General features: G+C 36.2%; 13 protein-coding genes. 6 read left to right on the top strand and 7 right to left on the bottom strand.

Features of this window, described 5'->3' with window-relative positions:
• Positions 1 to 18: 18 nt before the first annotated feature.
• Entirely contained in the window at positions 19 to 732 is a 714-nt protein-coding gene (gene rsmG, locus RV04_RS10425; RefSeq protein ID WP_071858408.1) for a 16S rRNA (guanine(527)-N(7))-methyltransferase RsmG, read from the bottom strand.
• Between the two features lie 575 nt (positions 733 to 1,307).
• Here rsmG and RV04_RS10430 point away from each other — a divergent pair.
• Positions 1,308 to 2,042, top strand: a complete 735-nt coding sequence (locus RV04_RS10430; protein ID WP_071858409.1) for a Tim44 domain-containing protein — start codon at positions 1,308 to 1,310, stop codon at positions 2,040 to 2,042.
• A 73-nt stretch (positions 2,043 to 2,115) separates the two neighbouring features.
• Here the strand turns inward: RV04_RS10430 and mnmG are convergent, their stop codons facing one another.
• From mnmG to rpmH, 6 genes are all read right to left on the bottom strand, one after another.
• Positions 2,116 to 4,017 carry a tRNA uridine-5-carboxymethylaminomethyl(34) synthesis enzyme MnmG gene (gene mnmG, locus RV04_RS10435; RefSeq protein ID WP_071858410.1) on the bottom strand — a complete coding sequence of 634 codons (1,902 nt, stop codon included), beginning with the start codon at positions 4,015 to 4,017 and terminating at the stop codon, positions 2,116 to 2,118.
• Between the two features lie 18 nt (positions 4,018 to 4,035).
• Positions 4,036 to 5,433, bottom strand: a complete 1,398-nt coding sequence (gene mnmE, locus RV04_RS10440) for a tRNA uridine-5-carboxymethylaminomethyl(34) synthesis GTPase MnmE (protein WP_071858411.1) — start codon at positions 5,431 to 5,433, stop codon at positions 4,036 to 4,038.
• 225 nt (positions 5,434 to 5,658) lie between these two features.
• On the bottom strand, positions 5,659 to 6,411 hold the full coding sequence (gene jag, locus RV04_RS10445; RefSeq protein ID WP_071858412.1) for an RNA-binding cell elongation regulator Jag/EloR: 753 nt from the start codon (positions 6,409 to 6,411) through the stop codon (positions 5,659 to 5,661).
• 73 nt (positions 6,412 to 6,484) lie between these two features.
• Positions 6,485 to 7,306: a YidC/Oxa1 family membrane protein insertase gene (locus tag RV04_RS10450; protein WP_071858413.1), complete on the bottom strand. Its 822-nt coding sequence runs from the start codon at positions 7,304 to 7,306 to the stop codon at positions 6,485 to 6,487.
• A gap of 17 nt (positions 7,307 to 7,323) precedes the next feature.
• Positions 7,324 to 7,659 (bottom strand): ribonuclease P protein component, encoded by a 336-nt coding sequence (rnpA, locus tag RV04_RS10455; RefSeq protein ID WP_071858414.1) that lies wholly within the window; start codon positions 7,657 to 7,659, stop codon positions 7,324 to 7,326.
• Positions 7,660 to 7,795: 136 nt separating this feature from the next.
• Positions 7,796 to 7,930 (bottom strand): 50S ribosomal protein L34, encoded by a 135-nt coding sequence (gene rpmH, locus RV04_RS10460; RefSeq protein ID WP_006703104.1) that lies wholly within the window; start codon positions 7,928 to 7,930, stop codon positions 7,796 to 7,798.
• Positions 7,931 to 8,432: 502 nt separating this feature from the next.
• Here rpmH and dnaA point away from each other — a divergent pair.
• The 5 genes from dnaA to gyrB all read left to right on the top strand — a co-directional run bounded on the left by dnaA (position 8,433) and on the right by gyrB (position 14,571).
• Complete coding sequence (gene dnaA, locus RV04_RS10465; protein WP_071858415.1) at positions 8,433 to 9,758, top strand: chromosomal replication initiator protein DnaA; 1,326 nt, start codon at positions 8,433 to 8,435, stop codon at positions 9,756 to 9,758.
• Positions 9,759 to 9,916: 158 nt separating this feature from the next.
• Positions 9,917 to 11,047: a DNA polymerase III subunit beta gene (gene dnaN / locus RV04_RS10470; RefSeq protein ID WP_071858416.1), complete on the top strand. Its 1,131-nt coding sequence runs from the start codon at positions 9,917 to 9,919 to the stop codon at positions 11,045 to 11,047.
• A gap of 227 nt (positions 11,048 to 11,274) precedes the next feature.
• Positions 11,275 to 11,517, top strand: a complete 243-nt coding sequence (gene yaaA / locus RV04_RS10475; protein WP_071858417.1) for a S4 domain-containing protein YaaA — start codon at positions 11,275 to 11,277, stop codon at positions 11,515 to 11,517.
• The gene (gene recF / locus RV04_RS10480; protein WP_071858418.1) at positions 11,504 to 12,625 is read left to right on the top strand and encodes a DNA replication/repair protein RecF; all 1,122 of its coding nucleotides are present in this window, start codon (positions 11,504 to 11,506) and stop codon (positions 12,623 to 12,625) included. Before yaaA ends, recF begins: the two co-directional genes overlap by 14 nt.
• Positions 12,622 to 14,571, top strand: coding sequence for a DNA topoisomerase (ATP-hydrolyzing) subunit B (gene gyrB, locus RV04_RS10485; RefSeq protein WP_071858419.1), 1,950 nt, complete (start codon positions 12,622 to 12,624; stop codon positions 14,569 to 14,571). The genes recF and gyrB overlap by 4 nt, the downstream gene beginning before the upstream one ends.
• Positions 14,572 to 14,582: the final 11 nt, after the last annotated feature.

Consider the following 14,582-nt stretch of genomic DNA (forward strand, 5'->3'; position numbering starts at 1 on the left):
AGACTAGCATTTTTACTATTATTTCAACGGTTGCTTGTTAGGCAATCCTGGTTTACGCGGGTATTTTTTAGGTGTTTCTTTCTTCTTCTGAATGGTAATGACATGACGCGTGTCACCATTTGGCAATGAGACGTCTTCAGCTTGAATCAATTTACCACCTAACAACGCAATTGCTGTCTTAGCTTCTACTAATTCTTCATCACTCTTTGCGGCTTTTAACGCAAAGAAATAACCGCCTTTTTTAACTAACGGAACACAAAGTTCTGTTAGAACATTCAAACGAGCCACAGCACGAGCTGTCACAAAATCAAATGACTCGCGATATTTCTTGTTTTGTCCAAACGTTTCCGCACGATCATGATACAGGGAAACACCTTTTAATTCTAACGCTTCAACCAATGTCGTTAAAAACGTAATACGCTTATTCAAAGAATCCACAATCGTGATCTCCAGATCTGGAAAAACAATTTTTAATGGAATACTAGGAAAACCTGCGCCAGAACCGACATCGCATAGTTTGCCTTGAGGCTCAAATGTATCTGAAAAAGCCAGAGTAATCGAATCATAGAAATGCTTCAAATAAACTTCTTTCAGTTCAGTGATTGCTGTAAGATTCATTTTTTGGTTCCATTCAACTAATAATTCAAAATAAGTTGCAAATTGTTGCATCTGAAACGCCGAAAGCGACAGTCCCAGCTTCTCTAATTCAACTTGAAATTCTTCTGGTATCATAAGAAATCCTTTCATTTTGTGAAACAGAAAAATGTTTCACAGACTATCCTCTACTTTAACGCAAATTAACATTTCATGCAATGGCTTACGCATGTTTCACAAAGGGATTAAGAAAGAATTAATGCAATAATTCTAAGACTAAAGTTCCAACTAATGCATCCGTTTTCATCAGGAGATATTATTGAGTTCCACCTCCGAATAACATACTTCTCAGATTCTCTTATTGTCTTAAATCGGTATTTTAACCACCAGTGAAAATATCACATGTGATATTTTTATCAATTAAAAAGCTATTAAAACAATAAAAAAATATTAAAAAAAATTATTTAGTGATTTTTTAACAATCTCGCTCATTGAGAAAGCGTTTAGATTGATCACTATTGATCAATCTAAACGTGATAAAAGTGCTTTTTGAATTGTTTAGAAGTATTAATTGCTTCAACATTAAATGCCAACTACGGATGTTTCACATGAAACATCTACTTTTAGTTATTTGATTAAATTTTTTCCCATTTAATTCTCTTTATATGGTTCTATTCGCTATAATAAATGCAACGCAAAACAAGGAGTATCACATGAAAAAAATTATTATTTTAATTGCTTTTATTTTTCTATTTTTAACAGCTTTCCCTTCACATTCAGCAGCTGTTGCTGGTGGTCATGGTGGTGGGAGTTCCAGTCGCGTATCTAGCTATCATAGCAGTAGGAGCACCAGTTTTAGAAATACTGGCCGGTCAACAACCTATTATTCAACCAGTATTCGTTTCCTTTCACCATTCAGAACATTTATTTTATATTTTCTTTTTATAAGTACTGTTGGTATCTCGTTAATTAGAAAAAAAGTTCAATCTTATCAAGTATCTGAAGCTGTAAGAAAAGAATTTTTAGCCGCTTTACCCGGTGATAAACGAAATAAAAAGCATTTGATCCAAGAAATCAAAAAAATTTTTTTGACTATTCAAACTTCCTGGAACCAAAGTACTTTAGCAATTGCAAAAGATTGCTATACTCCTACTCTTTACCAAAATCACTTAAGTATTTTAAATGCGCAACAAACACAAGGTATTAAGAATCGAACAGAAAAAATCTCACTTAAGAAACTATCGAATTTTCGTATCATTCATGAAAATAGTTTCTCCGTCCAACTTTATTTCACTTGTTTGGATTATGAAGAAGTAGTGGACACAGGTCAGATCATTTCTGGTAGTCATCGTAAAAAACAAGCTTTCTTACAAACTTGGTACTTTAATTATGATGCTACTGACAAACGTTGGAAAGCAGATTTTATCCAACCAATTAATTTAAATTAATTCGTTAAAAAACGATCTGACTCTAAATTAAATTTAGAGTCAGATCGTTTTTTTTGTTTTTTTTCACTAAGAATTATACTTTTTCACTACCTACTTTAGCAATCTTCCCTTGTTCAATATAAACCATTAAAATACTGATATCCGCTGGATTTACTCCACTAATTCGACTGGCTTGAGCAATTGTTTCGGGTTGGATTTTTTGTAATTTTTGTTTTGCTTCTGTTGCTAATCCATTGATAGCTGAATAATCGATTCGATCTGGAATACGTTTTGCTTCCATCCGTTTCAATTTTTCTACTTTTTCCATCGCTTTTTTGATATAACCTTCATATTTGATTTGAATCTCTACTTGTTCAATTTCTTTATTAGCCAATTCCTTATTTTCAGGGATGAATTGCAGTAATTCTTGATAAGAAATTTCAGGACGCTTCAAGAAATCATTGGCTAAAACACCATCTTTTAATTCTGCGCTATTTTTAGCCCGTAGAAAGCTTTGAACTTCCTCGTTAGGTTTTATCCGAATTGTTTGCAATCGAGCCATCTCAGCCTCTATACGGCCTTTTTTGATTAAATAGGCTTGATAGTCTTCTTCAGAAACAAGCCCAATCTCATGTCCAATTTCTGTTAAACGTAAATCAGCATTGTCATGACGCAAAATCAACCGGTATTCAGCTCTGGAAGTTAACAGGCGGTAAGGTTCATTGGTTCCTTTCGTTACTAAGTCATCGATCATCACGCCAATATAACCATCACTACGTTTCATAATAAATGGTTCTTTCCCTTGAATTTTCAAGGCTGCATTGATTCCAGCCATCAATCCCTGACCAGCAGCTTCTTCATAACCACTAGTTCCATTTGTTTGTCCCGCAGTATACAAGTTTTCAATCACTTTTGTTTCAAGTGTTGGACGTAATTGATGCGGTGCAACCATGTCGTATTCAATCGCATAACCCGTCCGCATCATCTCTGCATTCTCTAGTCCTTCAATTGAGTGCAGCACATCGTTTTGCACATCTTCTGGTAATGACGTAGACAAGCCTTGAACATAAACTTCTTCCGTATGACGTCCTTCAGGTTCTAAAAATAATTGATGGCGTTCTTTGTCTGCAAAGCGAACAATCTTATCTTCGATCGATGGGCAGTAACGAGCACCTACTCCATCAACGATACCTGTAAACATCGGTGCACGGTGAAGATTATTTTGAATAATTTCATGACTCTTTAGATTTGTATAAGTCAACCAGCAAGGAATTTGATCTTTCAAATAGTCACTATCTGGTGTTTGATAACTAAAATGATTGGGTTTTTCATCACCTGGTTGAATTTCTGCTTTACTATAATCAATTGTTCCAGATTTAACACGTGGTGGCGTCCCTGTTTTGAAACGATGAATTTCCAATCCTAATTCTCGAAGATGATCCGCTAATTTGATTGAAGGTTGGGAATTATTGGGTCCGGATGAATATTTCAATTCTCCAATGATAATCTCTCCACGCAAAGCTGTCCCTGCGGTGATCACTACTGCTTGAGCAGAATAAACGGCTCCCGTTGAAGTGATGACTCCTTTACAAATCCCATCCTCTACTACTAGACGATCCACTACACCTTGTTTCAAGGTTAAATTTTCTTCTTTTTCAATCGTATGTTTCATCTCTTCCGCATACGCATGCTTGTCTGCTTGTGCTCTTAACGCACGGACGGCCGGACCTTTTCCTGTATTCAACATTCTCATTTGAATATACGTTTTATCAATATTCCGTCCCATTTCACCACCCAGTGCATCGATTTCTCTTACGACCACACCTTTGGCTGGGCCGCCGATTGAAGGATTACATGGCATAAAGGCAACCATATCTAAATTAATCGTGATTAATAACGTTTTTTGTCCCATTCGCGCAGCTGAAAGAGCCGCTTCTGAACCAGCATGTCCTGCACCAACGACGATTACGTCATAATTTCCTGCTTTATATTCCATATTGTTGCTCCTCTTCTTCTATTTCCCTAAACAGAATTGACTAAATAATTGTGTAATCAATTCATCTTGAACGCTGTCTCCAACAATTTCCCCTAAGTAATCCCAACAACGAGTCATATCGATTTGTACTAAATCAACAGGCATACCTGCCATGATGCCATTTCGTACCTCGCTCAGTGATTGGCCGGCTTTTTCGAGTAAAGCAATATGACGAGTATTAGAAACATACGTAGCATCTTTTTCGCCGGTTTGACCACCAAAAAATAGTTTCGCGATTGCTTCTTCTAGTTGATCCAACCCAGCTTTTTCTAATACTGAGATTGCAAAAACTTCATCTTTGCCTAAATAAACAGCTAGTTCGCTTTGAGGAAGTTGACTTGGCAAATCAGTTTTATTAAGCAAAACAATGCGTTTCAAACCCTTGGTTGCCTCAAGTAATGCTTTATCTTCTGTAGTTAATGCTTCACTTTGATTTAATACTAATAAAATCAAATCCGCTTCACTCAGCGCTTTACGACTACGCTCCACGCCGATTCTTTCAACGATATCGTCCGTTTCACGGATCCCTGCTGTGTCGATTAATTTTAGTGGTACACCGCGAACATTCACATATTCCTCGATCACGTCACGGGTGGTTCCAGCTATTTCGGTAACGATTGCTTTTTCTTCATGCAATAAATAATTCAACAAACTAGATTTACCAACATTAGGACGACCTATAATCGCCGTGCTCAAACCCTCGCGCAAAATCTTTCCTTGTTTAGCATTCAACAATAATGCATCGATCTGCTGTCCAACTTGTTGAGATTTTTCCAATAATAATTGTGTAGTTAGTTCTTCGACATCATCATATTCTGGATAATCGATATTCACTTCAACTTGTGCCAATGTTTGTAGAATTTCTTGACGTAAACTACGAATCAAATGCGATAAATTTCCGTCTAATTGATTGATAGCGATATTCATTGCCTTATCTGTTTTTGCCCGAATTAAATCCATTACTGCTTCCGCTTGAGACAAGTCTACTCGACCATTTAAAAATGCGCGTTTGGTAAATTCACCTGGCTCGGCTAGACGCGCTCCTGAACGTAAAACCAATTGTAACAATTGATTAACTACTACAATTCCACCATGACAATTTATCTCAACGATATCTTCACGAGTGAATGTCTTCGGGGCACGCATTACACTGACCATAACTTCATCAACAATTTGTTGATCAGAAGGATCAATAATATGTCCATAATGGATCGTATGTGAAGAAACATCTACTAAACTTTTTTTGCCACTGCGGTAGATACTATCTGCAATTTGTACTGCTTGATCACCGCTCAAGCGTACAATACTGATTGCACCCTCACCCGGCGGTGTTGAAATTGCTGCAATCGTATCAAATTCTAACGTGATCTCTGCCACTATTATTCCTCCTACTAAATGGGTTTTAAACGTAAAAAAAGTGCCTACTCCACCCCTAGTTTTAAGGAGTAGATTGAGCACTTTGACTGCTTATTCTACAAAATTCTGGTGTTAGATTAGCATACTTTTCTTAACAATTCAAGCACACACGCTGAAAGCCTTGCATTTCTCAAATTTTGGTAAAGAAAAAGAGAGTCCGCAGATGCGGACTCCCTGTTCTTTTAATTAAAAATATTTTTTTGCTGGTTCAACAACTAAATAGCGATAAGGATCTTCTCCTTCAGAATGAGTTTTGATGTAATCATCTTTACTCAAAGCTGCATGAATCATTTTTCGCTCAAAGGCAGGCATCGGCTCTAAAAAGACTGGACGGCCGGTTTCTTTCACTTTTTCAGCAGTTCGTTTAGCTAAGCGGACCAATACTTCTTCTCGTTTTTGTCGGTAATTTCCGACATTTACTACAACGGATAATTTTTCTTTAGCTACTCGATGCAAAAAAACTTGCGACAAGTATTGTAAAGCATTTAAAATTTTCCCATGTTTTCCAATTAACATTCCTTGCTTGCTAGTCTCTAAATCCATAATAATCAAGCCATTTGATTCATGTCGAATTTTAACTAGTGCAGGTACTCCCATTTCATTCGTAACATTGGTCAAATAAAGTGCTAGCTCTTTCACTGCTGTATCTCCATCTAAATCGACTAATAAATCCGTCGATTCAGCTGAATCAGTAGTTTCTGATACTTCAGCAAGCGGCTCTGGCTCTACCGGAGTCTCTTCTGTCAATTCAGAAGTAACAATCGGTTCTTCTATTGCAATGGGGTCGATCGAAACACGCGCATCTTTCTTACCCATGCCTAAAAATCCTTTTTTAGCATCGGTTAAAATATCAATAGTAACGGCTTCTTTTTTCAATCCCAAAGCATGCAAACCTTGAGAAATGGCTTCGTCAATTGTTGGCCCTTCGTAAATAGGCATTTATTAAACCTCCTTATCTGTAATGAATGATTTTTTGAAATCACATAAATCCTATTATTAAAATATATTCCTTTTAGTTTTTACGTTTTTTCTTTGGTCGTTTGGCTTTTTCTAATGCTCGTTCTCTATCACGGATTTGGCGCGCTGCTTCTTCCCGTTCGCGACGAATCTTAAACGGATTGTTGATCAATAATGTTTGAACAACTTGGAAAGCATTCGAGACTACCCAGTAAAGCGATAAGCCACTTGCCAAATTCAAAGCCATCACAAAAATCATAACCGGCATTGCAAAATTCATAACTTTCATTGAAGCATTTGATTCGATTTGACTCATACTAGATAGATACGTACTTGCAAAAGTAAAGACGGCTGCAAGGATTGGTAAAATGAAGTATGGATCCGACTGACTCAAATTCAGCCATAAGAAGTGTCCTGAACGTAATTCAGGAATTCGTAAGATTGCTTGATACAATGCCATCATTACTGGCATTTGTACTAGTAGCGGCAAACAACCCGCGTAAGGGTTCACATTATTTTCCGCATAAAGCTTTTTCGTTTCTGCTTGAAGCTTTTGCTGTGTTTCTTGATCCCGAGAACTATATTGTTGTTGCAATGCCTTTAATTTAGGTTGCAATTCTTGCGTTTTGCGCATACTTTTGGTTTGAAAATGCATTAAAGGCATTAAAATCACCCGAATAATGATCGTGAATAAGATGATCCCTATTCCGACATTACCGAAAGATAATCCTTTGATTGCTTGACCAAAGTAATAAACAACATACCGATCCCACAAGCCCGTGCTATGCGCACTTACTTGACTTGTTCCACAAGCAGACAACAAGAAGACTAGACTTAGCAATCCTGTCATTAATAATATTCTTTTGTATTTCTTCACGTATTTCTGTTTCCTTCCTAACTCAGTATTTTTGCTAATTTTAAAACATGTAGTAGATTTGAACGCATTTCAGCATGAGGTAAGTCTTTTGTAGTTGGACGAGCAATCACAATAAAATCAATTGGTGGCAATTCTGTTTTGATTTCTTGCAATACTGCACGTATTTGACGTTTCACGTGATTACGTGTCACAGCGTTGCCCACTTTCTTCCCTACAGAAATTCCTACTCGAAAATGTTTTTGACCAGAAGGCTCTAGACGATAAACTACGAATTTTCGATTCGCAAAAGAAACACCTTCTTGAAACACCTTTTGAAATTCTCGTTCTTTTTTGACCCGATATTTTTTCTTCATCTAGTTTCCTTCGTTTCTTTTCAATCTATACCTGACAATAATACCATATTTCAAAATGAGGAATCATCCTTATTAGTAGAAAAATTCTTAAAATCTCTATCATTGGATACAAAAAAAACCACTGACCAGCAGTGGCTTAAGCAGCAAGTACTTTTCTTCCTTTACGACGACGGCTTGCTAATACGCGACGGCCGTTTTTAGTGCTCATACGTTTACGGAATCCATGAACTTTTTGACGTTTACGTTTATTTGGTTGATAAGTTCTTTTCATTTAAAATACACCTCCATAACTAACTTTACATAGACATACCTGAATATTATAACGACTAGCACCCTATTTTGTCAATCATCAAATATAAAAAAGAAAATTCTTTATCCACAATTTTTGGGGATAAAACAAGCTAGATTGTGTACAACAGTTTTCCACAAAAAAATAGATTCTGTTTTTCTAGCCAGTTTTCCACAAAAACAAGCCCTTTGCATAAGTTATCAACAGGGTGGATAACTTATGTGCAAAACTCTTACTATCCTTTTCATACCAACCTCTATTTTTTAAGCTTTTTGTGACTATTCCAGAAAAAAACTTCACTTTTTAGAATTATGCACAAGTTTGTAAAAGGGACTTTTTCACCGTGTGTATATTATTTTGAATTTTTATACATTCTGTGGAAAAATAATTTATTTGTTTTATTCTAAGTTAGGTTGTGGAAAACTTATTGAAAAAATGATAAAGTAAAGCTATCTGAATTTTATTAAATTAGGAGGCGAATTATTTGACCTCATTAGACAATTTCTGGCAGGAATTAAAGGAACGCTACAAAGCGGACCTTAATCCTGCCAGTTATGATGCTTGGGTAGGCACAGCTAAACCATTAGCTTTAACAAATAATCAGTTAACAATTGAAGTAACAAGCGATTTACATAAGCGCTATTGGGAAAAACATTTAGCTGCTAAAATTGTAGAAATAGGGTTTAAAGTCACGGGGGATGAGATTATGCCTGTCTTTGTGACACCTGATGAGGCACCCGCAGTTAGCATTACAGAAAAAGAAGAACCACCTAAAGTTGAAGTAACTAAGCGAGCAATGCTCAATCCCAAATACACATTTGATACATTTGTTATCGGGAAAGGTAACCAAATGGCGCACGCAGCTGCTTTAGTGGTCGCTGAAGAACCAGGATCTATTTACAATCCACTTTTCTTTTATGGAGGAGTTGGTTTGGGGAAAACTCACTTGATGCATGCAATCGGTCATCAAATGTTAGAAATCAATCCTGAGGCTAAAGTAAAATACGTTTCTAGTGAAACTTTTGCAAATGATTTTATTAACTCGATCAAAAATAAAACTTCTGAGGAATTTCGTCAGGAATATCGTAAAGTTGATTTGCTTTTAGTCGATGATATCCAATTTTTTGCAGATAAAGAAGCTACGCAAGAGGAATTTTTCCATACCTTTGAGAATCTATATAATGATAATAAACAAATCGTTTTAACTAGCGATCGTTTACCAAATGAAATTCCTAAACTGCAAGAACGTTTAGTTTCACGTTTTGCTTGGGGATTATCGGTAGATATTACACCTCCAGACCTTGAAACAAGAACGGCCATTTTACGAAAAAAGGCTCAAGCTGAAAATTTAGAGATTCCAGATGATACGCTAAGTTACATTGCAGGCCAAATTGATTCTAATATCAGAGAATTAGAAGGAGCACTTGTTAGAGTTCAAGCTTTTGCTACTATGAATAATGCTGATATTACTACGAGTATTGCTGCAGATGCATTGAAAAGCTTGAAGGGATCAAGTAATTCACAACTAACAATTACTACGATTCAAGAAGAAGTTGCGAAATTTTATCACATCCAAGTAAAAGACTTAAAAGGGAAGAAACGTGTAAAAGCGATTGTTGTACCACGCCAAATCGCTATGTATCTCTCGCGTGAAATGACCGAAAATTCACTACCAAAAATTGGTGCTGAATTTGGCGGAAAAGACCATACTACTGTCATTCATGCTCATGAAAAAATTAGTCATTTAGTTAAAACCGATAGCAGTATGCAGCAAGAAATCTCAGAAATTAAAAATTTGTTGTTAGGATAGTATGTGGAAAACACTAAAAATAAGAATGGATTTATCCACACACTTTCCACAAGTGGAAAACCTTTCAGCACAATCTTTAGATAGACTTTTCCACAAGATTAACAGCACCTACTACTTATATTACTTATATTATTAAATAAATAAAAAGGAGTTTCACCATGAAATTTACAATCAACCGTGCTCGTTTCATTCAAGAATTACAAACAGTTCAACGTGCTATTTCGACGAAAACAACCATTCCAATCCTTACTGGAGTAAAGATTGAATTAAATAATGATGGATTAAACTTAACAGGGAGTAATGCAGATATTTCGATCGAAACATTTTTAGCTACAGAAGATGAAAAAGCAGAATTAAGAATTGCTGAAATTGGAACGATCGTATTGCAAGCACGCTTCTTTAGCGAAATTATTCGCCGTTTACCAGAAACAACATTTACTTTAGAAGTTCAAGAAAATCATCAAGTTTTGATTACTTCCGGAGCAGCACATTTTACAGTTAATGGTTTAGATGCGGACAATTATCCACACTTGCCTGTAGTGGAAGAACAAAATCAATTAAAAATACCTGTCCACATGTTGACAAAATTGATTAGTGAAACTGTTTTTTCTGTATCTCAACATGAAAGCCGTCCAATTCTTACAGGGGTACATTTTACGATGACCAACGACCAATTATTGGCTGTTGCAACCGATTCGCATCGTCTAAGTCAACGTATCGTGCCAGTAGAGAATGCCAATAAAGACTTCGATATTGTTATTCCAGGGAAAAGCTTGGTCGAATTATCTCGTTCGTTGTCTGACGAGGAGGCTGAAGTGGAGATTAGTATCATGGAAAACCAAGTATTGTTTAAAACACCCACGATGTATTTCTACTCACGTCTGCTAGAAGGGAATTATCCTGACACAAATCGTTTAATTCCAACTAGTTTTAATACAGAATTGGTATTCTCAGTCCCAACATTTTTAGCTGCAATTGAACGAGCATCATTATTGTCTCATGAAGGTCGAAATAATATTGTACGTTTAGCAATCAGTGATAATTCTGTTATTTTATATGGTAATTCACCTGAAATTGGTAAAGTAGAAGAAGAATTAGTCTATGAACAGGTCAGTGGTGATCCGTTAGAAATTTCTTTCAATCCAGATTATATGAAAGATGCTTTACGTGCTTTTGGCGATATGAATATCAAAATCCAATTTATTTCTTCAATTCGTCCGTTCACTTTGGAACCAAGTGAGGGAGATGTTTCCTTTATTCAATTGATCACACCGGTTCGAACAAATTAAACTGTCTAAATTATAAGTTTCATGAAAAGAATAAAAAATTATGTAAAAGTTAATTTTGCTGTAAAAGGTCTTAAAATCGATTTTAAGGCCTTTTACTTTTTTTTGAGTAATTTAAATAAAACAAGCTAAAACTTCTTATATCGTAAAATATAACGAGTTAATTTGTTTTATCCGTAAAAAAAAGGTATAATAAAGTAGTGTTTCTAGCATGAAAATGAGGGATGAATGTGAAACAGAAAGTTTTTTTAGAAACGGAGTTCATGACGCTAGGCCAGCTGCTTAAAGAAGTCAATGTGATTTCTAGTGGAGGACAAGCGAAATGGTTTTTAGCGGAAGAAACAGTCTTTGTAGATGGTGAGTTAGAAAATCGCCGTGGCCGAAAGCTCTATCCAGGAATGATGATTGAGATTCCTGAGGTAGGAACTTTTTTTATGGTCAAAAATAGGACAGAAAATAATGAAGCTGAATAAGCTTGAACTAAGAAATTATCGCAATTACGATGAATTATTATTGGAATTTCCTAATCGATTAAATATTTTCCTGGGTGAGAATGCCCAAGGTAAGACAAATCTATTGGAAAGTATCTATGTTTTAGCATTAACGCGCAGTCATCGAACGAACAGCGAGCAAGAGCTGATTGGTTGGAATGATGATTTCGCCCTAGTTAAGGGTCGAATCGAACGCGGAACGAGTGAATTAGAACTAGCATTGCAGTTAACAAAAAAAGGACGGAAATCCAAAGTCAATCATATTGAACAGAAAAAATTGAGCAGTTATATAGGGCAATTAAATGTCATTTTATTTGCTCCAGAGGATTTATCTTTAGTCAAAGGTAGTCCTCAAACAAGACGCCGCTTTATTGATATGGAATTGGGTCAAATTAATCCAGTTTATTTGTATGATTTGGCTCAATACCAGCAAACATTAAAACAGCGAAATCTTTACTTAAAACAATTGTCTGAAAAAAAACAGACAGATATGATTTATTTAGATATTTTGACTGAACAGCTTGTTGATTTTGGCAGTAAAGTATTAGCAAACCGTTTAGAATTTGTAAAAAAGTTAGAGCATTGGTCAAATGAGCTTCACGGTAAAATCACAAATCAAATGGAAAATTTAACGATTGAGTATGAGGCAAGTCTTCCTCTAAAAAATGAGGATGTGACAGCTATTCGTGAGGTTTTTTTAACAGAATTACAAAAAAATCGCAAACGTGAAATTTTTAAAGGAAATACATTCTTAGGACCACATAGAGATGACCTGATTTTTAAGATCAATCAAAAAAATGTTCAAACATATGGTTCACAAGGGCAACAACGAACAACTGCTTTGAGCGTTAAATTAGCAGAAATTGATTTAATGAAACAGGAAACCGGAGAATATCCAATTTTACTTTTAGATGATGTCATGAGTGAGCTTGACGACAATCGTCAAATACATTTATTAGAGGCGATTGAAAATAAGGTCCAGACTTTTTTAACAACGACGACCTTAAATCATGTAAAAGGGAAAATGACGGTCCATCCGGATGTTTTTTATGTCCATCAAGGGCAGATAGAAAGGAAAGAAACTGAATGACAGAAGAGGAAAAGAGTTTACAAGAACGTGCTCAAGAGTATGATGCCAGTCAGATCCAGGTACTAGAAGGCTTAGAAGCTGTTCGTAAACGTCCGGGTATGTATATTGGGTCAACAAGTACGGAAGGATTACATCACCTTGTATGGGAGATCGTAGATAACTCGATTGACGAAGCTTTAGCAGGCTTTGCAACGCATATCCATGTAGTGATTGAACAAGATAATAGCATCACTGTTAGTGATGATGGACGTGGAATTCCAGTGGATATTCAAGCGAAAACAGGTCGTCCAGCATTAGAAACTGTATATACGATTTTACATGCAGGCGGAAAATTTGGCGGTGGTGGATACAAAGTATCCGGTGGTCTTCACGGCGTTGGGGCATCTGTTGTAAATGCGCTATCTGCTAGTTTAGATGTACGTGTTTTTAAAAATGGAAAAGTTTATTTCCAAGAATATCGCCGTGGCGCAGTTGTAGATGATTTAAAAATCATTGATGACACTGATCAACATGGGACAACCGTTCACTTTATTCCTGATCCTGAGATTTTTACAGAATCAACGGTTTTTAGTTTTGATAAACTAGCGACTCGTGTTAGAGAATTAGCTTTCTTAAACCGTGGATTAAAAATCTCAATTGAAGATAAACGGGAGGAAGCACCTGTTTTACGTGAATATTATTATGAGGGTGGTATCAAAAGTTACGTAGAACATTTGAACCATAATAAAGCAGTGCTTTTTGAAGAACCTGTTTATGTAGAAGGTGAACAACAAGATATCACTGTAGAAGTAGCTATGCAGTATACCGATGGTTATCATACGAATATTTTAAGTTTTGCAAACAATATCCATACCTATGAAGGTGGGACACATGAATTTGGTTTTAAAACAGCATTAACACGCGTAATCAATGACTATGCCCGTAAACAAAAAATCATGAAAGATAATGATGAAAATCTTTCGGGAGAAGATGTTCGTGAAGGCTTGACAGCAGTTATTTCGATCAAACATCCAGAACCTCAGTTTGAAGGTCAAACAAAAACAAAATTGGGAAATTCTGAGGTGCGGACAGTAACTGATCGTCTATTCTCAGAGAATTTATCAAAGTTCCTAATGGAAAATCCTTCTGTTGGCCGTCGAATCGTCGAAAAAGGTATTTTAGCTTCAAAAGCACGATTAGCTGCTAAGCGCGCGCGCGAAGTTACACGCCGTAAAGGAACGCTAGAAATTAGTAATTTACCTGGTAAATTAGCAGATTGCTCAAGTAATGATCCTGAAAAATGCGAATTGTTCATTGTTGAAGGAGATTCTGCGGGAGGTTCTGCTAAACAAGGTCGTAGCCGTGAATTCCAAGCAATTTTACCGATCCGCGGAAAAATTTTGAATGTGGAAAAAGCTTCGATGGATAAAATTTTAGCCAATGAAGAAATTCGTTCACTATTCACTGCAATGGGAACGGGTTTTGGAGCTGATTTTGATGTTTCAAAAGCTCGTTACCACAAATTAGTAATCATGACGGATGCTGATGTCGATGGTGCACATATTCGGACATTATTATTGACTTTGTTCTATCGCTATATGAGACCGATTGTGGAAGCTGGTTATGTTTATATTGCTCAACCACCGCTATACGGAATCAAACAAGGAAAAAATATTACGTATATCCAACCAGGGAAAAATGCAGAAGAAGAATTAGCTCAAAAAATTGCTGAATTACCAGCGACACCAAAACCAAATGTTCAACGGTATAAAGGTCTTGGTGAGATGGATGATCATCAATTATGGGAAACAACGATGGATCCAGAAAATCGTTTAATGTTACGAGTGAGTGCTGATGACGCGATTGAAGCCGATCAAGTTTTTGAAATGTTGATGGGAGACCGAGTAGAACCACGCCGTGCATTTATTGAAGAAAATGCGCATTACGTTAAGAATTTGGATATTTAGTGAGGAGGATC

This window comes from Enterococcus hermanniensis (genome assembly GCF_001885945.1).
Taxonomy (GTDB): Bacteria; Bacillota; Bacilli; order Lactobacillales; family Enterococcaceae; genus Enterococcus_A; species Enterococcus_A hermanniensis.